Source organism: Shewanella sp. 10N.286.48.B5, from assembly GCF_002874355.2.
Taxonomy (GTDB): Bacteria; Pseudomonadota; Gammaproteobacteria; order Enterobacterales; family Shewanellaceae; genus Shewanella.
The window spans coordinates 2,246,291-2,269,563 of record NZ_MCVG02000001.1 but is presented as its reverse complement, the minus strand read 5'-3'; the positions used below and the strand labels follow the sequence as shown (position 1 = coordinate 2,269,563).

Annotated in this window: 14 protein-coding genes; 6 read left to right on the top strand and 8 right to left on the bottom strand. The window is 41.6% G+C overall.

What is annotated here, in order from left to right:
* Positions 1 to 105 precede the first annotated feature (105 nt).
* Entirely contained in the window at positions 106 to 522 is a 417-nt protein-coding gene (locus tag BCU57_RS09735) for a CBS domain-containing protein (protein ID WP_102439881.1), read from the top strand.
* 80 nt (positions 523 to 602) lie between these two features.
* Positions 603 to 4,478 carry an ATP-dependent RNA helicase HrpA gene (gene hrpA, locus BCU57_RS09730; protein WP_102439880.1) on the top strand — a complete coding sequence of 1,292 codons (3,876 nt, stop codon included), beginning with the start codon at positions 603 to 605 and terminating at the stop codon, positions 4,476 to 4,478.
* 607 nt (positions 4,479 to 5,085) lie between these two features.
* Here the strand turns inward: hrpA and BCU57_RS09725 are convergent.
* From BCU57_RS09725 to ackA, 3 genes are all read right to left on the bottom strand, one after another.
* Entirely contained in the window at positions 5,086 to 5,535 is a 450-nt protein-coding gene (locus BCU57_RS09725) for a hypothetical protein (RefSeq protein WP_102439878.1), read from the bottom strand.
* Between the two features lie 806 nt (positions 5,536 to 6,341).
* The gene (gene pta / locus BCU57_RS09720) at positions 6,342 to 8,489 is read right to left on the bottom strand and encodes a phosphate acetyltransferase (protein WP_102439877.1); all 2,148 of its coding nucleotides are present in this window, start codon (positions 8,487 to 8,489) and stop codon (positions 6,342 to 6,344) included.
* A gap of 71 nt (positions 8,490 to 8,560) precedes the next feature.
* On the bottom strand, positions 8,561 to 9,760 hold the full coding sequence (gene ackA, locus BCU57_RS09715) for an acetate kinase (protein WP_102439876.1): 1,200 nt from the start codon (positions 9,758 to 9,760) through the stop codon (positions 8,561 to 8,563).
* Positions 9,761 to 9,937: 177 nt separating this feature from the next.
* Between ackA and yfbV the strand changes: the two genes are divergently transcribed.
* Complete coding sequence (gene yfbV / locus BCU57_RS09710) at positions 9,938 to 10,381, top strand: terminus macrodomain insulation protein YfbV (RefSeq protein WP_102439875.1); 444 nt, start codon at positions 9,938 to 9,940, stop codon at positions 10,379 to 10,381.
* Positions 10,382 to 10,436: 55 nt separating this feature from the next.
* Here the strand turns inward: yfbV and pflA are convergent, their stop codons facing one another.
* Positions 10,437 to 11,168 (bottom strand): pyruvate formate lyase 1-activating protein, encoded by a 732-nt coding sequence (pflA, locus tag BCU57_RS09705; RefSeq protein WP_102439874.1) that lies wholly within the window; start codon positions 11,166 to 11,168, stop codon positions 10,437 to 10,439.
* An 88-nt stretch (positions 11,169 to 11,256) separates the two neighbouring features.
* Entirely contained in the window at positions 11,257 to 13,539 is a 2,283-nt protein-coding gene (gene pflB / locus BCU57_RS09700; protein WP_102439873.1) for a formate C-acetyltransferase, read from the bottom strand.
* A 531-nt stretch (positions 13,540 to 14,070) separates the two neighbouring features.
* Here pflB and focA point away from each other — a divergent pair.
* A complete protein-coding gene (focA, locus tag BCU57_RS09695; RefSeq protein WP_102439872.1) occupies positions 14,071 to 14,985 on the top strand; it encodes a formate transporter FocA in 915 nt (304 codons plus the stop codon).
* A gap of 352 nt (positions 14,986 to 15,337) precedes the next feature.
* On the top strand, positions 15,338 to 16,864 hold the full coding sequence (yfcC, locus tag BCU57_RS09690) for a putative basic amino acid antiporter YfcC (protein WP_102439871.1): 1,527 nt from the start codon (positions 15,338 to 15,340) through the stop codon (positions 16,862 to 16,864).
* Positions 16,865 to 16,978: 114 nt separating this feature from the next.
* Here yfcC and BCU57_RS09685 read toward each other — a convergent pair whose 3' ends face one another.
* A complete protein-coding gene (locus BCU57_RS09685) occupies positions 16,979 to 18,055 on the bottom strand; it encodes a methyltransferase (protein ID WP_102439870.1) in 1,077 nt (358 codons plus the stop codon).
* Positions 18,056 to 18,332: 277 nt separating this feature from the next.
* Entirely contained in the window at positions 18,333 to 19,298 is a 966-nt protein-coding gene (gene cysK / locus BCU57_RS09680) for a cysteine synthase A (RefSeq protein ID WP_102439869.1), read from the bottom strand.
* A gap of 357 nt (positions 19,299 to 19,655) precedes the next feature.
* Between cysK and BCU57_RS09675 the strand changes: the two genes are divergently transcribed.
* Entirely contained in the window at positions 19,656 to 20,777 is a 1,122-nt protein-coding gene (locus tag BCU57_RS09675; RefSeq protein WP_102439868.1) for a beta-ketoacyl-ACP synthase III, read from the top strand.
* Between the two features lie 104 nt (positions 20,778 to 20,881).
* Here BCU57_RS09675 and BCU57_RS09670 read toward each other — a convergent pair whose 3' ends face one another.
* On the bottom strand, positions 20,882 to 23,251 hold the full coding sequence (locus BCU57_RS09670; RefSeq protein WP_413211422.1) for a DUF5916 domain-containing protein: 2,370 nt from the start codon (positions 23,249 to 23,251) through the stop codon (positions 20,882 to 20,884).
* Positions 23,252 to 23,273 lie beyond the last annotated feature (22 nt).

The following is a 23,273-nucleotide window of genomic DNA, read 5'->3' as shown; positions in this document are numbered from 1 at the left end:
AAATAGCTGTCATAGACACAGCAAGCTAGTTTATTGAGCCAATAAGGTAAGCACCAGTGGCTCAATAAATCACCAGCGCGTTATGAATGAGTTAAGGGGTAATATATGGATTCAATAAAAATATCTGAATATATGGATCGACAACCCGTACTGTTAAAAGCCGAAATGTCATTGGCTACTGCAGTGGAACACCTATTAGCCCACAATAAAGCGGGCGCTGCAGTGATTGATAATAAGGGCGCATTGGTGGGCTTTTTATCTCAGCAAGATTGTTTATCTGTGATGCTAAAAAGCAGTTACCACTGTGATATGACTGAGACCGTCAAAGACTGCATGAAAACAGAGGTGCTAACGGCAACGCCCGATGGCAGTATTTTGCAACTTGCTGAGCAAATGTTAGGCGCGAAACCTAAAATTTACCCCGTAGTAGAAAATGGCAAAGTGATTGGTACCATTAACCGCACCAATGTACTGAGTGCGATGAATGTTTATATGCAACAGTGTTATTTAACCCCTGCTTAAAGGGAATGACGTAAACTAATACCATTCAGTCTAGTTCCTTGCTAGGATCGCATTTTTGCCATACTTGCTAGGAATTAGATTTGAATTCAGATCAACACCCGCTCTCTAAAGCATACCTAAACTCATGTTATCAAACCGATGCGGCTAAAATTCGTCGTCGGTTGTTTCAGTTAAAAAAAGAGCCGCAATCTGAAAAGAAAGATCAACTCCTGGCTAAGTTATCAGAGCAAGCCGTTAAAGCGTTTGATAAAGCCCAATATAGGCTTAATAACATTCCTAAAGTGAGTTACCCTGACTCGCTACCTGTATCGCAAAAACGTCATGATATTGCCTCTGCCATTGCCAATAACCAGGTGGTGATAGTGGCGGGTGAAACCGGCTCAGGTAAAACCACTCAGTTACCAAAAATTTGTTTAGAGTTAGGCCTTGGTACCCGTGGCTTAATTGGTCATACCCAGCCAAGACGATTAGCCGCAAGAAGTGTGGCAAATCGCGTCGCTGAAGAGATAAACAGCCCGCTAGGCGAGGTTGTTGGCTTTAAAGTCCGTTTTGCTGATGCCATTAGTCCAGATAGTTACATCAAGCTAATGACCGACGGTATTTTATTAGCGGAATTGACCTCTGATAAGTTCTTGAATCAATACGATGCCATCATCATTGATGAAGCTCATGAGCGTAGCCTCAATATCGATTTCATTTTAGGCTACTTAAAACAAGTGCTTAAAAAGCGTCCTGATTTAAAAGTTATTATTACCTCAGCAACCATTGATGTTGAGCGCTTCTCGAAGCATTTCAATCAAGCCCCTGTCATTGAAGTATCTGGACGTACTTTCCCGGTTGAGACTCGCTACAGGCCATTAGTCCGTGATACCGATGCAGACCTAGATGTCAGTGACGGTATTTTTTCTGCTGTTGATGAGTTAATGGCAGAAGGCCCTGGTGATATCTTGATTTTCATGAACGGTGAGCGAGAAATTCGTGATACCACCGAAATGCTGCGTAAGCAAAACTATCGCGATACAGAAGTGCTGCCGCTATATGCGCGTTTATCCTATGGCGAGCAATCAAAAGTCTTTAAAAGTCATGTAGGCCGCAGAATTGTATTGGCAACCAATGTCGCTGAAACATCATTAACGGTACCTGGGATTCGCTATGTTATTGATCCCGGCACAGCGCGTATTAGCCGCTACAGTTACCGCACTAAGGTGCAGCGTTTACCTATTGAACCAATATCACAAGCCAGTGCTAATCAGCGCCAAGGTCGTTGTGGTCGTGTTGCGGCGGGTATTTGTATTCGTTTATACGATGAAATGGATTTTATGCAGCGTCCGGAATTTACCGACCCTGAAATCCTGCGTACTAACTTAGCATCGGTTATTTTGCAGATGTTAGCCATTGGTTTAGGCGATATCGCTGGATTCCCGTTTATTCAGCCGCCAGAAGAGAAACACATCCGTGATGGTTTCTTATTGCTTGAAGAGCTACAGGCGGTTAAAAAGCAGCGCAAAGATCTGGTGCTGACAAACTTGGGTCGAAATCTCGCTAAAATCCCGTTAGATCCTCGCTTAGCCCGTATGGTGCTTGAAGCAAAAGATATGAATTGTCTACATGAAGTGATGGTTATTGCTGCTGGTTTGTCGATTCAAGACCCACGCGAAAGACCCATAGATAAGAAGCAAGCGGCGGACGAGTGTCACAAACGTTATACCGATAAAGACTCTGACTTTGCCAGTTGGGTTAATTTGTGGAATTACATTAAAGATCAAAAAAACGAGTTATCGGCAAGCCAATTTAGAAAGCAGTGCCGTGAAGAATATTTAGCCTATTTACGGGTACGTGAATGGCAAGATTTATACACCCAGCTTAAACAAGCCGTGCATGACTTAAAGTGGCGTTTAAATGATACCCCTGCAAGTTATGACAACCTGCATAAAGCCTTATTGTCAGGTTTGTTGAGTCATATTGGTTTTAAAGATGACAATAACGAGTACCTTGGTGCCCGTAACCGTAAGTTTTTTGTGTTCCCGGGGTCACCACTGGCTAAAAAAGGCCCTAAGTGGATCATGGCAGCAGAGCTAACTGAAACCTCGCGTTTATTTGCTCGCTGCTGCGCCAAAATTCAGCCTGAATGGTTAGAGCCTCTTGCTGCGCATTTGATTAAGAAAAATCATATCGAGCCGCACTTTGAAGCCAAACCCGCCAGTGTTATCGCTTTTGAAAACCAAGTGCTTTACGGCTTAACCGTGGTTAATCGCCGCCGAGTGCAATATGGCCCGATAGAACCTGTGGAAGCGCGGGAGATATTTATTCGCAGCGCATTAGCAGAAGGGCAGTTACAAACCAAAGAACCGTTTTTTGTTAAAAACCAGCAGCTACTTAATGATATTGAATCCCTAGAGCACAAATCACGTCGCCGCGATATTTTAGTTGATGAACAAGTGCTGGTGGATTTTTACGAACCGATAATTCCGCAAGGGATTTATAACGCGCCACTATTTTTTAAATGGTGGAAAGAAGCCCGTAAAGCCTCACCTGAGTTACTTGATTTTAACCAAGAGCTGTTAATGCAGCGCAGTGCTGACCATGTTTCAGCATTGGATTTTCCTGAGATTTGGCATAAAGCCAACTTGGGCTTAAAAGTGAGTTATCACTTTGAGCCCGCGGCGGTTGATGATGGCGTGTCTATTCATATTCCTGTGGCGTTAATTAACCAAATTGATACTGCAGACTTTGATTGGTTAGTGCCGGGGTTACGCGAAGAAAAAGTAGTGGCGCTGATTAAATCATTACCTAAAACCCTGCGTCGTAATTTTGTCCCCGCACCTGATTATGGCCGAGCTTGTGTACAAGCGATGGAGCCGTTTGCAATGCCAATGCTTGATTCTATGTGCAAACAGTTATTAAGAATGACAGGGACCCGTATTAGCGCTGATGATTTTGATTTAAGCCAGTTAAGCGCGCATCTGACAATGAATTTTAAAATTGAAGATGATAAACATCGCTTGGTAGATCAAGGTAAAGATCTCGATGCCTTGAAAGATAAACTACAAGGTGTGGTGGCTAAAGCCATTCGCAATGTCGCTGAAGATGGCATTGAAAAGAAAGATATTACTACTTGGTCATTTGGCGACTTACCTAAGCAATATCAAAAACGCAGGGGCAACTATGAAGTTAAAGCATATCCAGCGCTAATTGACGAGAAAAGTCAGGTGTCGATTAAACTGTTTGATGATGAATTTGAGGCAGAGCGACATCATAGAGCAGGTTTAAGACGCTTATTGCTGATTAACATTCCGTCACCGGTTAAGCATTTACAAAAAGCATTGCCTAACAAAGCCAAGCTTGCGATGTATTTTAATCCGTTTGGACAAGTACAGTTGTTAATTGACGATATAATTTCGGCATCAGTGCAGCAACTACTTGATGAAAAACAATTAGATGTGCGCAATGAACAGCAATTTGAGCAAGCTAAAGATTGGGTTAGACAAGAGCTTAATGGCTATGCTGAACAAATCTCACTGCAAGTGGAGCAAGTGCTGACTATCTATCAACGCATCAAAAAACGCTTAAAAGGCAAGATCAGCTTAGATATTGCCTTTGCGATGAGTGACATCAACAACCAGCTTGATAAGTTAGTGTTTAGAGGTTTTGTTGAGCATTGCGGTTGGAAACGGCTCGCTGATGTCGGCCGTTACCTTAAAGCGATAGAGAATCGCCTTGAAAAGCTGCCTGTTGACCCAACCCGTGATCGCTTACATATGGTGAGCATTAGTAAACTTCAGGACTTACTTTCAGCGCAATTAGCCAAGGTACCTAAAACTCAACCAGTGCCAGAAGCACTGCTTGAAGCCCGCTGGATGATAGAAGAATACCGAGTGTCTTGCTTTGCGCAGGTACTTGGTACAGCTTATCCTATTTCTGAAAAACGGGTCGTCATGCATATAAAGCAGGCATGATGGGTGACTAATCCTGTTTGTTAAGTTTAAATACCAATAAAAACGCGTAATTTACGCGTTTTTTTATGGGTAAATTTTGCGCCGCCGCGAGTGACAAGTGTTTAAATGCCCTGACAGTGAAATCTGTTGTTGAAGTTAAAATTCTAACAATTTAATGCTAATTTGTGATCTTTTATGAAAGACTTTCAGTTTTAGGAGCGTAAAAATCGTATATAAACGAATATCTTGTATATTGAACATACGATTTGGTAAGTTTTTCGTAATTATTGGTATCATTAAAAGTGTTGGCTTGCTACAATTAGCCTTAAGAAGACCGATGGTTGCGCTTCTCTGTATTGGTAAATGTCACCCCTAATTATAGACATGCCATGCACCTTACAAACGACCTAAGATTGATAGGAGTTATTATGGAAGTTCATGAATATGATAATGCTTATTACCAAGTAAAAGACGATGTTTTAGAGTCGTTACCTACTGAAGAAGAATAAGCGGATCGAACTAATAGTATTAGCTCTTTCACAAGCATAAAAAAAGCAGCCTCAGCTGCTTTTTTTATGCTTAAAATTGGCGAGTCGAGCTAGCTTAACTCACGTTGGCTAAAGACCGCTTACAGGTCAATGCGGCCCTTTTCAGTTATTACGCCAGTGATGGTCCAACGGTTACCGTTTTTAATGAGTTTAATGGTACGGTCATCAACCCAAGGGTTGCCTCCTTTTAAGCCTTCCATTTTAACTTTTACATCAACTTCATCGGTAAATTTGCGGAAAAAGTCGATATTGATATCGTCAACACTCATATTAACCTCTGTCATGGACAGCCCCAACACATGGCGCTGTACTGCTGAGGCAATATGGTAATGGGAGATGATATCTTTTAATTCTTGATTGACATAAATCATGGCTTGATTGATATCTCTATCAACATAAATAGCATTAAAGAATCCCAATGATACTTCTTCAGGGGAGAGTGGTTTTTCTAATCGGCCTTGAGGGTTTTGTTCAGAAGGACTGCAGGCACTTAAAAGTAATAAACAGATAATAACAACGATTTTATGCATGATGAGTTGATAAGGTAAAATAAGATGATTGAGTATCGCTATTTAAAGGCTCAGACACAAGAATAACGCAAATATTCCAGAAAATATTAAATAGATCTTGACTGAAAAACTCAGCCGTGGCATATCTTAGTAACTCAATACTTCGACTGCTATGTATAACTTCATGTTATCCACAAAATCTGTGGACAACTATGTTGAAGACTATATTCTGCCTGCGTAACGTCATGAAAATTAACAGTTATCAATGCTGGTTAAAAAATAACATCATAATTTCCCCCTCGAATCTTTTTACTTTTCACTTGCTTTTTTATCATTTTATCCTTGCATTTGGGTAATAAATCCTTTTAGGTCGTTGAAAATTCAACCCTTGTTTAATGCTGAAACCCTATGCAGATTCATGTCATAAATGCAGTGTGAATAGCGGCGTTCTTGCTGGGGATATTTAGTGGCTTACAGACCACAACAGATTTTTATTACTCGATGACGTATGACGTGCATGGATGAGCAATTTACTGATAATGGCATAGGTTTTTTACCATAGAAGGTTACTGAGGTATTTTTAAGGTGGTAGCGGTTAATGGCAGGGTATTTTAAGTAGGGGAAGTGAGAGTAGCAAGTTGTAAAGTCGCCTGCTTGTTAGCTTAAATTTTGGTTTTACAGCCTAATAACAGTGCTGTCATTGTTCAGCTTTTGTAATTACGGCTTAGTTTTAAATGAATTTGGCCCCCAAAAAAAGCACTAGCGTTAGACGTTAGTGCTTTTCGGCTTAAAACTTAGCGCAGCTTACATCGCGCTACTTAAAGTCATTAAGCTTGTTCGTTTTGTTTAGCTTGAATCGCAGTCAATGCGATGGTGTAAACAATATCATCGACCAATGCGCCGCGTGATAAATCGTTTACTGGTTTGCGCATACCTTGCAGCATTGGACCAATACTGATCAGATCAGCACTACGCTGTACCGCTTTGTAAGTCGTATTACCAGTATTTAAGTCTGGGAATACGAATACCGTCGCTTTACCAGCTACAGGGCTGTTAGGCGCTTTAGAACGGGCCACATTTTCCATCACTGCCGCATCATATTGTAATGGACCGTCAATGACTAAGTCAGGGCGTTTTTCTTTCGCGATACGGGTTGCTTCACGTACTTTATCAACATCAGAACCGGTACCTGAAGTACCCGTTGAGTAGCTGATCATCGCAACGCGTGGCTCAATACCAAATGCAGCAGCAGATTCAGCTGATTGAATGGCAATATCTGCTAATTGATCAGGGTTTGGATCTGGGTTAATCGCACAGTCACCATAAACAAGTACTTGATCAGGCATCAACATAAAGAAGATAGATGACACTAAGCTTGAGCCTGGCGCTGTTTTAATTAACTGCAGCGGTGGGCGAATGGTATTGGCAGTGGTATTTACTGCGCCTGAAACGATACCGTCAACTTCATCTTGCGCCAGCATCATGGTGCCTAACACCATGTTATCTTCTAACTGCTCTTTAGCGACAACTTCAGTAAGGCCTTTGTGACGACGTAAATCAAGCATTCCTTCTACATAGCGCTCACGTGCTTGCAGTGGATCGATGATTTGTACGCCTTCACCTAAAACCACATCTTGTGATGCAGCAATACGTTGAATTTCTTCTGCATTACCTAAAAGTACACAACGGGCAATGCCACGTTCAGCACAAATAGCGGCAGCTTTAATGGTTCTTGGCTCTTCACCTTCAGGCAGGACAATGGTCTTTTTCGCAGCGCGAGCAAGTTCAGTTAACTTGTATCTAAATGCTGGTGGCGATAAACGATGTTCTCTTGGCGAGTTTTCAGTAACGCTTTCAATCCAGCTTTGATCAATATGACTGGCAACATATTCTTGAACGTAGTCAATACGTACAGCGTCATCAACCGGTACTTCATGGTCAAAACGTTGAATATTAAGCGATGTCTGCCATGTGTTACTGTCTACAAGGAATACCGGTAAACCGGTATCAAAGGCACGTTCACACAATGCCATGACTTCTGGCTCAGGCTCGTAACCACCAGTCAGTAATAACGCACCAATTTTCACGCCGTTCATGGCGGCAAGACAGGCTGCGACAATCACGTCAGAGCGATCCCCTGAGGTGACCAATAATGAGTCGGTGCGCATATGAGTAACCATGTTTGGAATACTACGGGCACAGAAGGTGACTTTACGTAAACGACGGGTGTTCATTTCACCGGCATTGATGATTTTGGCATGTAAATGCTTGGCTAAATCAGATGCACGTGGAGACACTAAGTCCAGGTTATATGGCACGCTACCTAAAATGCGTAATGGGCTTTTACCTGGCAGTTGGAACATCGCTGATGAATCAGCTTTGTTAATGTCGGTGTGATCAAATATCTCTGATAAGTCAGGACGTGTTGCGCCTTCTTCATCAACAGGTGCACCAATTTTATTGATGATAGAACCAATAAGACGTTTGTTTTTAACGCCGCCCCAAGAGTTATAAGCGATTTCTAAGCGGTTCATTAGACCGTTAGGTGAATCGTTACCCGGAGTCGCGATGAAAATGATATCCGCATCTAATGCTTTAGCAATTTCAAAGTTAATGTCATCTGAGAAAGGGTGGTTACGCGTTGGCACTAAACCTTCAATAACGATGGTCTCAGTGTTTGATGCACATTCACTCGCGCGAGCAATGATTTGCTCCATGAGTACATCAATTTGCTCTGCACGGATCAGGTTCTCAGCATGTTCCATTGAAAATGGCTCAAGCGGGTTAACCGTTGGAGAGTGACTTAAAATGGTGGTTGAACGTTCAGGGCCGGTATCGCCGTTACGGATTTGCGCGATAGGCTTGAAAAATTGAACTTTAACACCTTTGCGCTCTAAGGCACGTACCATCCCAAGGCTTAATGAGGTTAAACCTACACCTGTGCCGATTGGAATTAACATGATATTACGAGACATAAAAACCTCTAATATAAATTGAACAAAGCCTGTTTAATAACAGTCTTTAAAAAGAATTAAGCAATTAACGATTAAGCAGTGATCAGCTTGATAGCATCTTCTGCGATAACCCATTCTTCGTTAGTTGGGATAACCATCGCAACTGTGCTGCCTTCTTCAGTGATAATACCTTCATTACCGAAACGCGCTGCAGTGTTCTTTTCTGCATTCACTTGGAAGTTGAAAATTTGCAGCATATTAAGTACTTTTTCACGGATGAGATCTGAGTTTTCACCGATACCACCAGTGAAGATAACAGCATCTAAACGACCTAATGGCACAGTGTAAGAAGCAATGTACTTAGCTAAACGGTAGCAGAAAATTTCTAATGCTAAGGTTGCGCCTTTATGGCCATCTTTATAACCGTCTTCAATACCGCGGCAGTCGTTAGTCAGCTCTGAAATACCTAATAAACCACTTTGCTTATTGATTAAGTTATGAACTTCATCAAGGGTGTAACCTAATTGGTTCACTAAATGGAACACGATTGAAGGATCCATATCGCCACAACGTGTACCCATTACTAGGCCTTCAAGTGGTGTTAGACCCATTGAAGTATCAACGCTCTTTCCGCCTTTAATGGCAGTAACAGATGCACCGTTACCAAGATGGGCAACGACAACATTAGTATCAGCAACGTCTTTGTTTAATACTTTAGCGGCTTCGCGGCTAACAAATAAGTGGCTAGTACCGTGCATGCCATAACGACGAATACCATGTTCACGGTATAGTTTGTAAGGAAGTGCATAAACATAAGCACGCTCAGGCATGGTTTGGTGGAAAGCTGTATCAAATACCGCAACTTGAGGAAGTTTTGGGAATGATGCAATAGCAGCGCGAATACCAATTAAATGTGCAGGGTTATGAAGTGGTGCCAGTGATGCACAGTCTTCGATACCTTTGATCACATCTTCAGTGATAAGCACTGAACGAGAGTATTTCTCTCCACCATGAACAATACGATGACCAATAGCTTGGATTTGAGCAGCAAGTTCTGGCTGACCAGCAAGAATATCTTTAACAATAAATTCAACCGCTTCACGGTGAGCAGTAAATGCACCTAAACTAGCTTCATTTTTCGCGCCGTTTACTTTCCATTTAATACGTGAATCTTCTAAACCGAAACATTCCGCAAGACCAGAGATATAATCATCACCTGAAACGGCATCAATAACGGCAAATTTTAAAGAAGAGCTACCACAGTTGAGAACCAATACGAGTTTTTCTGACATGTTGAGACCTTTACATTCTAATCGAACAAAATTTAAATTGATGTGAAACCTTGTTATTTCAACAATCAATCATAGTTAATGATTTACAAATTAGCCGATAAATTTAGCTGAAATTTGGGGCTAAATAGGGCTGTGTGCTATTGTGCATGTATCTATTAATTGATTTAGGGCATACCGTTGAACGTAAAAGTATTCAAAATCATCGGCGATGGTCGACGTTATATGAAAACGTGGCCAATGATCCGACAACTTGGGTTTTATTTCCCTGAATACCGCGTTGTAAGGGCAACCCATTTAGGCATCATGTTCATGCCTTTTTTTGCTATTTTGGCTGCAATGAGCCAAGTGTATGTCAATGGATGGGCGTTTTTGCCCCAAGCCATTGCCATTTTATTATTTTTTATCAGCTTACCTGTTCAAGGCTTGCTGTGGTTGGGCTGGCGTGCAAGACACCCGTTGCCACTGACCTTATTTGATTGGGCTAACCAACTCAGTGCAAAGCTAACCGCAATGGGGATTAGCAATAAACCGTTGGGCCCTAAAGCGTGTTACTTAGATATGGCAGTGATTTTAAAAGTGGCCTTTGACCGTTTAGATCGCAGTTACTGGGAAGAGCTATAGCCTTCAAGGGTTACACACTTTAAAAATGACTGAGTCAATCATAAGTTAGCGAAACTTAATAATTGGCATTTATTCCACGCTCGACGAATACCGCTTTAATGGCTTCCATCGTTTCTTTACTTGGCGGCTCTACACCTTCTAACGGATAGGTTTCACCGAAAGCTTCCCACTTATGGGTGCCAAGCTGGTGGTAGGGCAGTAATTCAACTTTCTCAACGTTTGTCATCGGCTTGATAAAATCTGCCAAGGCAATGGCTGAGTCGATATCTTCAGTAAAACCGTTAACCACAACATATCTAACCCAAGTTTTTTGCTGACGTTTAGCAAGGTGCTGTGCAAATTGCAGTGTGCGTTGGTTGCTCACTTTGGTTAAATCAATGTGTTTGGCATCATTCATTTGCTTGATATCAAGCAATACTAAGTCGGTGTTATCGAGTAGTTCATCGATAATCGGTGTGTATTTTCGAACGAAACCATTGGTATCGAGACAGGTATGCAAATCGTTTTGTTTACAGGCTTTAAAGAGCTCGTTTACGAAATCAGCTTGAAGAATCGCTTCTCCACCAGTTGCTGTAACGCCACCTGATTTTAAGAAAGGTTTGTAGCTGATGATTTGGCTCATGAGTTCATCAACACTGACCTCTTTACCACCATCTAAATCCCAAGTGTCACGGTTATGGCAGTATTGGCATTTCATTAAGCAGCCTTGCATAAAGGCAACGAAACGAATGCCTGGGCCATCTACTGTGCCAAAAGACTCGATTGAGTGAATGCGACCTGTGGTCATGAGAACTCCGAACAAACAAATGAAAAAAGGTTGTGCTAATTAGCAATAGTGACATCACTTATATTAGCACAACCGATTTTAGTTGATATTACATGCTTTTAGTAAAGGTACGTGTAATAACATCTTGTTGCTGTTCAGGTGTTAACGCGTTGAAACGTACCGCATAACCAGACACACGAATGGTTAACTGTGGGTATTTTTCAGGGTTAACAATCGCGTCTTCAAGCATTTCGCGGTTCATTACGTTAACGTTTAAGTGTTGACCACCTTCACTGTTAGCGTTGCTCATGAAGTAACCATCCATCAATGATGCAAGGTTAGCACGACGTCCAACTTCATCTTTACCTAGTGCATTTGGCACGATAGAGAATGTGTAAGAAATACCGTCTTGTGCGTGAGCAAATGGCAGTTTAGCTACTGATGTTAATGAAGCGATTGCGCCATTTTCATCACGACCATGCATTGGGTTAGCACCCGGAGCAAATGGTGCGCCAGCTGGACGACCATCAGGTGTAGTACCCGTTTTCTTACCGTATACAACGTTAGAAGTAATAGTAAGAATAGACTGTGTTGGAATCGCATTACGGTACATTTTCATGGTACGGATCTTAGCCATGAAACGTTCAACTAAGTCACAAGCGATGTCATCTACACGTGGGTCATTGTTACCAAATTTTGGATATTCACCAGAAATATCAAAATCAATTGCAATGCCGTCTTCGTCACGGATTGGCTTAACAGTACCGTATTTAATTGCAGATAGTGAATCGGCTGCAATTGAAAGACCTGCGATACCACATGCCATGGTGCGACGTACATCACGGTCATGTAATGCCATTAATGAAGCTTCGTATGAATACTTATCATGCATGTAATGGATAGAGTTAAGTGCTGTCACGTATTGTGTCGCTAACCAATCCATTAAGCCGTCTAAACGACCCATTACATCATCAAATTCTAATACTTCTGATGTGATTGCATCTGCTTTAGGTGCAACTTGGATTTTTAGTTTTTCATCAACACCGCCGTTGATAGCGTAAAGCATGGTTTTCGCTAAGTTGGCACGGGCACCGAAGAACTGCATATGTTTACCCACAATCATTGGGCTAACACAACAGGCAATTGCGTAATCATCTGATTCGAAATCAGGACGCATTAAGTCATCATTTTCGTACTGGATTGAGCTCGTATCGATTGATACTTTTGCACAGTAGTTTTTGAAACCTTGTGGCAGCTCATTTGACCATAATACGGTAATGTTTGGCTCAGGGCTTGGGCCCATGTTGTAAAGCGTGTGTAAGAAACGGAAGCTTGATTTAGTTACCAAAGTACGACCGTCTAAACCCATACCAGCAATTGATTCAGTTGCCCAGATTGGGTCGCCTGAGAACAATTCATCGTATTCAGGAGTACGTAAGAAACGCACCATACGAAGTTTCATTACGAAATGGTCAACCATTTCTTGTGCTTGTTCTTCAGTGATAACACCGTTAGCGATGTCACGTTCAACGAAGATATCGATGAAAGTAGAAGTACGGCCCAATGACATTGCTGCGCCATTTTGGCTCTTAACAGCTGCAAGGTAACCAAAGTAAGTCCATTGGATTGCTTCTTTTGCATTCGTCGCAGGAAGAGAAATATCACAGCCGTATTTTGCTGCCATTTTCTTGATTTGACCCAATGCACGATGTTGCTCTGCAATTTCTTCACGCAGTTGCATTGTGTAAGTTAAATCTTCGCCAGCTTCAAAACCTGCTTGAAGTGAAGAGAACTGAGCGTATTTATCTTGCATTAGGTAGTCAATACCGTAAAGCGCGATACGACGGTAATCACCAATGATACGGCCACGGCCATATGCATCAGGTAAACCAGTTAAAATACCAGATTTACGACAAGCCATAATTTCAGGAGTATAAATATCGAATACACCTTGGTTATGGGTTTTACGTAATTCAGAATAAGTGTATTTAACGTCTGCGTTTAATTCGCGGCCATAAGCTTTACAAGAGCCTTCAACCATACGAATACCACCATTTGGCAGCATTGAACGCTTAAGCGGCGCATCAGTTTGCAAACCAACGATAGTTTCTAAATCTTTATTGATGTAACCAGCATCATGAGAAGTAATGGTCGAAACCATTTCTGTGTCGAAATCAACAGGTGCGTGGGTTGCATTTTCTTGCTTGATGCCAACCATCACTTTTTCCCAAAGTGATTCAGTAGCTGCGGTAGCGCCAGCTAGGAAAGATTCATCACCTTCATATGGGTTGTAGTTTTTCTGAATAAAGTCACGAACGTTGACTTCTGTTTTCCAGTCGCCAGCTTCAAAACCTTGCCACGCATTTGCAAATAACTCTGTTTTATCGGTCATGGTAATTTACCTTCTCGTCAATTAACTGCTGCTGAACTGCGACTTGATGTTAGTTGATGTCTATTACAAACAAGTTAGCAGAACAAAAATTGAGATCCCTATTGATGGATGATCGCAAGGGCATCTAATCCGTTGGCTTAACCGTTATCGTAATAGCGATTAAGCTAAATTTCCCACTTATCTAAATTGGTAAGACCAATTTACCCTGCAAAGATTAACATAGCTTTGGGTTAACTTCACTTAAAAAAATAAAATTTGGCTATGCGAACAGTGAAACTGTTAAGTGCTTAACAGTTTCTGAGCAAAAAGTTTTTTATTTAATCAATTGGGTCTATTCTTGCTAACCTTTTGCAAGCGTGCTGCTAAGGCTGCTTAGCCCTATATTGCTTGCTATACTGATTTATAGCACCTTTTAGCAAAACTGATACTTAATTAGTGGCTGTTAATCTAATTGGGTCATGGTGCTGGTAGATTTTTTAATCTTTGCTCTTGGTCATACCAATTTAACTTATAGTTTTACTCGGGGTTTTTATGAAAAATGCATCTGGCGATCAACAGCAAATTGCTGCGACGCCAACCACCTTCCAAAATGCTGAAGCATTTGGTTTAGCTAAAGTTGCTAAAAGCCCTTGGCAATCATTTATGTTATCGATATTTGCCGGTGCATTTATTGCGATTGCATTTGTGTTTTACATTACAGTGACTAACGGCAGTACTATGGGCTGGGGCATGACACGCTTTATTGGCGGTATTGCGTTTAGCTTAGGATTAATTTTAGTTGTGGTGTGCGGCACAGAGTTATTTACTAGTACAGTGTTAACCTCGATCCCTTGGGCGCAGAAAAAAGTCAAAACAGCGACCCAATTACGTTGTTGGGCCAGAGTTTATGCGGGCAATTTAGTCGGCGCACTATTGATGGTGTTTCTGATCATGAGTGCGCGCATGTTTGAACTCAATGATGGTCAATGGGGGTTAAGTGCAATGAAGCTTGCACAGCACAAAATTCATCACACTTGGTCACAAGCATTTACCTTAGGTATTTTATGTAACATGTTAGTGTGCTTAGCTGTGTGGATGACCTTTGCCACCAAAGATCTCCTGACGAAATCCTTACTGATGATCCTGCCTGTAGCCATGTTTGTGAGCAGCGGTTTTGAGCATAGTATTGCCAACATGTTTATGGTGCCAATTGGTATTGCTATCCATTCATTTGCACCGGATAGTTTTTATGTAGCACTTAACCTAGACCCGCAACAATTTGCCGATCTTACTGTGAGTAACTTCGTGTTTCATAACCTGATCCCTGTAACCTTAGGTAATATAGTGGGTGGTGGGGTGTTTGTTGGCATCGGCTTTTGGTTAGTTGAACAAGGTAAATTAACCCTTGGCACTGACGGCGCAAGTCACGGCACTATTACAAGCCGTGTTGAGCCTAAAAACGATTAAGCCCCTTAGAGTATGAAGTCTGCATAGAACTACTGTCAGTCTTAATTTGAATGCCCAGCCTTTGCTGGGCATTTTTGTAGCTAGCCTTTTTTACCAAAGCAATTTCAAACTCAGCAGCATTTGATATCAAGCAATAATATCATCAGGCTTTTATTGTTGACTGGTTTTTATTCGATTAAACTTTTTCAATAACAAACGAATATGCGTTAAGGCTACTTTTTAGGCGCTAATATATTGTTAACCTGCCATTTTTAGATATTTTAACTAAAAGTCTGCAATATTTAAGACTATTTAAATGCTAGTATTTTATAAATAAAACCTACCTGATAATAACAATAACAGTGGTAATGAAATGTTAGAGCAACAAATAGCCAGTAATCCCCCCCAAACAACCAAAGTAATGCCTGATACCTTAGTGATCATATTCTTTGTTGCCTTTGCTGCAGCACTGTTGACCTATGTGGTGCCCATTGGCTCCTTTACTACCCAAGAGGCACATTATGTTGTCGATGGTGTGGAAAAGACACGCAGTGTTGTCGACCCTAATTCGTTTAGCTATGCAACAGATGAACAAGGTGAGCCACTACTTAGCCCAATGGGGCTATTTAAAGGTGATGGTGGCATGGGCTTTTTTAACTTCGCCTTTGAAGGCTTAGTTTCTGGTTCTAAGTGGGGCAGTGCCATTGGCGTGATTATGTTCATGTTAGTGATCGGCGGCTCATTTGGAGTGGTGATGGCCACTGGCACCATTGATAACGGTATTTTACGCTTAATCGATAAAACCAAGGGCAACGAGCAGTTATTTATTCCGGTTATCTTTAGTTTATTTTCTTTAGGCGGGGCGGTTTTTGGTATGGGCGAAGAGGCAATCGCCTTTGCAATTATCATTTGCCCGTTAATGATCCGCCTTGGTTACGACGGCATATGTACCGTGATGGTGACTTACGTTGCGACACAAATTGGTTTTGCCAGTTCGTGGATGAACCCATTTAGTGTGGCGATTGCTCAAGGCATTTCAGGGGTGCCGGTATTATCTGGGGCAGGGGTACGCTTTGGGCTTTGGGTTGGCTTTACCTTAATTGGGATTATTTTTACCATGCGCTACGCCAGTAAAATTCAAAAGCAACCCAGCTTGTCGTTTAGTTTTCATAGTGATCAGCATTTTAGAGATAACCAGCAAGGAACAGTAAAAGACAGTCGCTTTAATATGGGTGACATATTGGTATTACTAACCATTGCAGCAACCATAGGCTGGGTTATCTGGGGCGTGATTGCTCATGCGTGGTTTATTCCTGAAATTGCCAGCCAGTTTTTTACCATGGGCATTGTAGTCGGTATTATTGGCATATTGTTCAACCTAAACGGCTTAACCATGAATAAAGTAGCTCAAAGCTTTAAGCAAGGTGCAGGCACCATGCTCGAGCCTGCACTATTAGTGGGTTTAGCTTCTGGCATTTTATTATTAATTGGCAGTGGGGGGGCAACAGAACCGAGTGTGCTAAACAGTATTTTGCACAGTGCAGGTAGCGTGATTGGCCAGCTACCGAATGCCTTATCTGCTTGGTTTATGTTGTTATTCCAGTCGGTATTTAATTTCTTCGTCACCTCAGGCTCAGGCCAAGCGGCGTTAACCATGCCCTTGATGGCGCCACTGGCAGATCTTGTGGGTGTGACTCGTCAAGTATCAGTACTGGCGTTTCAGTTAGGCGACGGCTTTACCAATGTGTTAGTGCCTACTTCAGCGTCGCTGATGGCGACTTTAGGCGTATGCCGAGTGGATTGGGGTGATTGGGTTAAGTTTATTTGGCGCTTTATGGTAGCGCTAATGGTGCTTTCGAGCATTGCAGTGATTACGGCCCATTATTTAGGCTTCAGTTAAACAAGGCGCGATATTATTTATTATAAATGGCATTTATTAAAAACGGCATCAATGAATTGATGCCGTTTTTTTATTGTGATAACGACTAAATAAGTCATTAACTTAAAAATGAGCTTAACAAGGCTTTTTCTTACAGCGTAACAAAGTATGACCTATGCCAATGTTATCTATATCTTCATCCACATAAAGGCCTGCTTCACTGATCATTTTTAGCATATCTTTACTGTGATACATGCGGCTATTACCATTCGCTATTGCAGTAAAATATAGTGAGGTGGCGTTAACACAGTAGGCACCCGCTTCGTATGGTTGTCTGTCCCAGTAAGTCTCTAAGATACACAACTCACTATCAGAGCGCATAGCAGCAGCGGCGCGTTTTAAAATAGTGACAATTTGCTGTTTTGAGAAACAATCCAAGAATTGGCTCATCCAATATAAATCAGCATGTTGATAGAAAGGTTTATCACTATCAAGCAAATCGGTTTCAAGTGGATGCACTCGATCGGCAACCTTATTTATCTTGGCATTTTCCATCGCTACAGTTAACTGCCCCGGCAAGTCCATAATGGTGATGTTGACTTGGTCATCATAGCCTGTGCAAGCAAACGCCCACTTACCTGTATTGCCGCCCACATCAACAATATGTTGTGGCTTAGATCGAAAAATTAACGGTAAAAGACTATCAAACGCATGATCGGAATAGTAATGGTCAAACTCAAACCAGCTGCGTTTAACCTGCTCAGGTAATTGGCTTAATCCCGGGTAAATGGTGTCCCAATCGCCAAGGTATTTTAAGCCTTCAGCTTTGCCATTACGAAGAGATGCTTCTAATTCAAACAAACCTTGGTAACAGACATCGTGAATAAAGTTAAGATTCTTTGCAGCCATATCATCATGTAATAAGAAATGTCCTGTTTTATCTAAGCGGTAAAGCTCATCTTTGCACCAAAGTAGACCCATACTTAGACCCATATCTAGCAAAACATGAATAGCATACTCAGATACGTCAGCATCATTTACTAACTGCGCTAAGCTAATACCTTGATCGCCTGCTGCATCAATTTGTGCCAGTAGGCCGAATTGGCTAAGGCAACGGGCCACTTGAAAGCTTACAGGTGCGAAGGCTATTTTTTGTGCTTCGAATTTAGCATCGTAGGCGGATATTTTTTTCGGTGATTGATAAAAAGACATAAAATGAAGATTGCTCTAGCAGCAGGAGAAAAAGTGCTGCGATATTAGCAAACACTATTAAATAGGAGCTTGATCTAGCTCTAGATGTTGAGCTTGTTAACGACATGCTAGGGCGGGATAATGCATTTTTGGGACACACGCCTTAGAAGTTGCAGATAGTTGAATTGAAACTTATTTATGTGCAGGTAGTTACGTTTGTTTAAACCAATAAAAAGCTCTGCAAATGCAGAGCTTTTAAAGTGTTTAGCGATTTTTAGCAATCAGTCACTAAATATGGTTACTGTACGTTTTCGCTATCGCTAAATTCGCCAGCAAATAGTGCTGATGATAAGTAACGCTCTGCAGCTGAAGGCAAAATAACAACAATATTTTTGCCTGCATACTCTGGCAGTTCAGCAATACGATTCGCTGCAACTACAGCTGCACCTGAAGAAATACCCACTAAGATACCTTCTTCTTTCATTAAGCGGCGCGCCATATCAATTGCATCTTCATTGCTAACAGCTTGCACAAGATCAACCAAATCTAAATCTAAGTTGCCAGGGATGAAACCTGCGCCAATACCTTGAATTTTGTGCGGTCCAGGTTGCAGAGGCTCACCTGCTTTAGCTTGAGCAATAACTTGAGAATCAACTGGCTCAACCGCCACTGACACAATATCTTTATTCTGACTTTTTAAGTAACGGCTCACACCCGTAATAGTACCGCCAGTACCAACACCTGCTACGAATACATCGACTTTACCATCGGTGTCATTCCAGATTTCTGGGCCTGTGGTTTTTTCATGAATTTCTGGGTTCGCAGGGTTACTGAATTGACCGAGAATAAGGTACTTTGAAGGATCAGATAAACGAATTTCTTCTGCTTTATCAATCGCGCCTTTCATGCCCTTAGCGCCTTCAGTTAACACAAGGTTAGCACCTAATGCTTTTAATAATTTGCGGCGCTCAAGGCTCATGGTGTTTGGCATAGTAAGTGTTAGCTGGTAACCGCGCGCGGCAGCAACATAAGCTAGTGCAATACCAGTATTACCTGAGGTTGGCTCAACTAATTCGATACCAGCTTTGAGGGTACCTTTCTTTTCGGCATCCCAAATCATGTTGGCACCGATACGACACTTAACACTGAAACTTGGATTGCGTGCTTCTATTTTTGCTAGCACATTACCATTGCTTACTCGATTAAGGCGCACTAGTGGGGTATTACCTAGCGTATATGAATTGTCTTCGTAAATGTTGCTCATGGTTTAGCTCCTTGTTTGCATTGTCTAATGATAATCGGTTTAGGTGGCTTTAACAGTGACAGTTAGTTATTCGTTATTCCTTTTAGTTATTAAAGCAAACTCTACTATAATAATAAAGCATCTTCTTAATTAACAATCATTTACTTTTGCTGCAACAGTTAAGCACATTATTACTCGCTTAGATGGTCAGACCTTTAGCAAATCGTCAATTAGTGCTTAGCGAAAATGCCAGAACCCAATAGACTTGTTTTAATTGTAAAATTTTCCCTGTATTAACCAGATGGCCAAAAGTTATCAGTATGGCAATGTCGAGGTGGGAAACTTGTTACTCCCCAATACCTTAATGGCAGATATAATATGAACAAAGTGGTGATTTCAGGAAGTGGACTTTACACCCCACCCCATAGCATTAGTAATGAAGAGCTAGTAACAAGCCTTAATCGTTACGTCGACCAATATAACAGCCAGCATGCTAGCTTAATCGCGAATGGTGAATTAAACGCATTAGCCCACTCATCGGCTGAATTTATCGAAAAAGCCTCAGGAATTAAGCAGCGTTATGTGATGGTCAAAGAGGGCATTTTAGAGCCTGACATCATGATGCCTTTGATAAAAGATCGCCCAAGTACCGAATTATCTATGCAGGCTGAAATGGGTATCGCGGCGGCGAATAAAGCCTTAGAACAGGCTAAACTGCTCGCCAGTGACATTGACTTAGTGATTGTTGCCTGTGCTTATACTCAGCGCTCATACCCTGCAATTGCTATCGAAATTCAGCAAGCCATGGGCACAAAGGGCTTTGCCTACGACATGTTGGTGGCGTGTTCGTCAGCTACATTTGCCATAGTCAATGCGATCAATGCCGTGCAGTCAGGTACAGCATCTAGGGTATTGGTGATTAATCCTGAAATATGTTCGCCGCAGGTTAATTATCGCGATCGCGATAGCCACTTTATTTTTGGCGATGTCGCAACCGCAGTTGTGGTTGAAAAAGCGAACAATGCTCACACTGAGTTTGCTTTTAATGTGCTGTCGAGCAAATGCGTTACTGATTACTCTAATAATATCCGCAGTAATTTTGGCCATATGAATCGCTGTGATCCGCTCAATGCTAACAGCAGTGATAAGTTGTTTCATCAACAAGGGCGCAAGGTATTTAAAGAGTTGTTGCCAATGATTTATCAGCATTTAGACAAGCAACTCGAACAAGAGCAGATACAAGCTAATGAATTTAAACGCTTGTGGTTACATCAAGCCAATATCAATATGAATCAGTTTGTGGTGCGTAAACTGCTTGGTGACAATGTGGATGCAGCGCAGGCACCAGTGGTATTAGATGAATACGCAAACACGGCTTCAGCGGGCTCGATTATTGCTTTTAATAAATATAATCAGGACTTTAAAACTGGTGATTTAGGTCTGCTTTGCTCGTTTGGAGCAGGCTACTCTGTTGGCAGTATTATTTTAGAGAAGACTTAATTTTAACTGTGTGTACTTTCAACTAAATCAAAAAGACTGCCAAGGCAGTCTTTTTGATCATCAATGGGTAAAATCTTAAACAACTAACAACTAACGACTAATAACTACAGTAACCAGGCATAACTTACTTTCATAAAGTAGGTTTTATCTTTTTGGGTTAATGAATCGATTTCATCGGTAGCAACCAAGCCGTCGGAATAACCCAGATAAAATACACTTTGTGGATTTAGCTTATAGCCATATAAAATTTCATTGCCTAAATTCTGACTTTGCTTATTCGGCGATTGGTATTGATATAAACTTGGATCGCGCTCAATATCGGTATAGACACTGCTTAAACGTAAAAAACTATTTAAGCTGATTTGCCAATTGAGACGTAAATCAGTCAGGTTAGCGGTAAACAAAGTACCTTCATCAACATCAAGGGTTTGGTAGCGATGATTCACATCTAAGATGATTGACTCAGTCACCTTCCACTCCACCGCTGGGTTAAACATAGTCACAGTAGCCGCACGGTCGTTGGCGTAATCAATATCATCACCGTAGTTCATATCAATTTCTAATTTCAGTGACTGTATCGGGGTAAAGTTGGCGTACAACCAATTGAAATTAATATCGTACATGGTGGTATTGCCATCAATGGCCAGTGATGAGCCATCATGGCGTCTACCTACGCGGTCTTTGTGAACAAAACCGGTTGAGATGTAACTTTGTAAGCCGCCGTTAAACTCAATATACACCTCAGCTTCTTGTTCAATTTTTTCATTATTTTGATTGTGGGTAATGTCCCAATCGCCGCCAAATACCACTTTGTTGAAAAAGTTTTCCATTGGGTACCAAACATAATTACCGCCGACGACAAACTTACTGGCATCAATTCGGTCAATAAAACCTAAGTCAGCTCTAAAGTCTTCACCAATGGATTCATAACGGCTAAAGGCGCGCCAGTTACGACGAATATGGTCGTAGCTTACCCGGTACATACTGTCGGAAAAGTTATCTTGCTTGTTAGTGCGTAGCACGCGTTCATTGTATTCACAATTACCCAACTCACAGCTTTGTGGCGGTGCGCTGCAATCCTCGCCTTGGCAAAACTGTTGAAACAAATCATCAGGATATTGCGTGTCTGAAAATACATATTGCCCGGTAAAAGTATCTTGCTCAGTGGGCTGATACTTGATATCAACACTGGCAACATAGTTATGGTAATTCTCTGAGGTTTTAGCGGTAACCAGACCACCAAAAGATAGCTTCTTGTTGGGATCAAAGCGGTACCTTGCTGCAAGGTTATAGCTTTCTTCGTTAATGGTGGCGATATCTGAGCTTAAGTTACCCGGGATTAAAAACTGGGTATTTTCGTCATTAGCCGCTAACACAGCTAAAGTGTGATCATCAGTTTTACTGGTAAGCTTTACCCCATAGTCGGGTGAGGCAATATTACGAGTGTGTAATAGGCTTAATTGGGTATCGAAATAATCTTTATTATCTAAAAAGAAAGCACGTTTTTCAGGGTAAAATAACGCAAAAGTATTGTTAACATCTAGCTGACCAGAATCGGCTTCTACTTGGGAAAAGTCAGGATTAATGGTGGCATTTAATAACGTTGTAGGGGTGATGCCCCAACGTAAATCGAGCCCAGCTTCAACATGATTATCATCTTCCCAAGGCTGGTTAGGATTAAGATTACGTTGATTATTACTGGTTGCCACCACTGATGGCGTAATTTGAATATCTTTACCTTGCTTAGCGCCTTCAAGGCCTGTTGCGGTGCCGAGTTGGCATAATTGACATGACACATTGCGATCGATCTTATGGCTTGATATACGGTGAGTTTCGTTTCTTGGGTAAAAGCGAATTAATTCAATGCCCCAAGTTTGCAGGTCTTTATTGTCATCAAAGTTAAATAGTCTTAATGGTAGCTCTAGTTCAACTTGATAACCTTGGGCTGTGATCTGACCACTAGCATACCAAATACCGTCCCAGGCATCACTTTCTTCACCTGTTAACTCATTTTCAATAGAGTCATTTTGAACCCCATAAGGGTTGATAAAAAACTGATAGGCAAGGCGCGCATTATTGAAGGTGTCGAGTTTAATACCAACTTGGTCATCGCCCCATGAGTTATCACGGTCGCGTAAATTACTGCGGATTTTTTCAGGGTTTGGATCATTTGCAATAAAGGCGACAAACAAACTGGTTTCGGTGGCAAAAATCTTGGCGTCAGTGGTCACCGGGGCCGCAATATTCTCACCGGGTGAGGTTTCATATTTAAGCTGCATGGTTGCAGCTTGTTGCCATTGAGCATCATTTAAATTGCCATCAATTTCCGCAGGTGCTGCCAGTGTAGGAATCGAAACATTAAATTGTGCAGACTCTCCAGCAACGGCAAAGTGAGTGATTACTGCGCCTAACAAGGCTGAGCAGCAGGCCAGTGTACGAGTATGGAATAAGGATTTAGAAGAAATTTTAATCACAATAGCATCAGTAACTCATTGT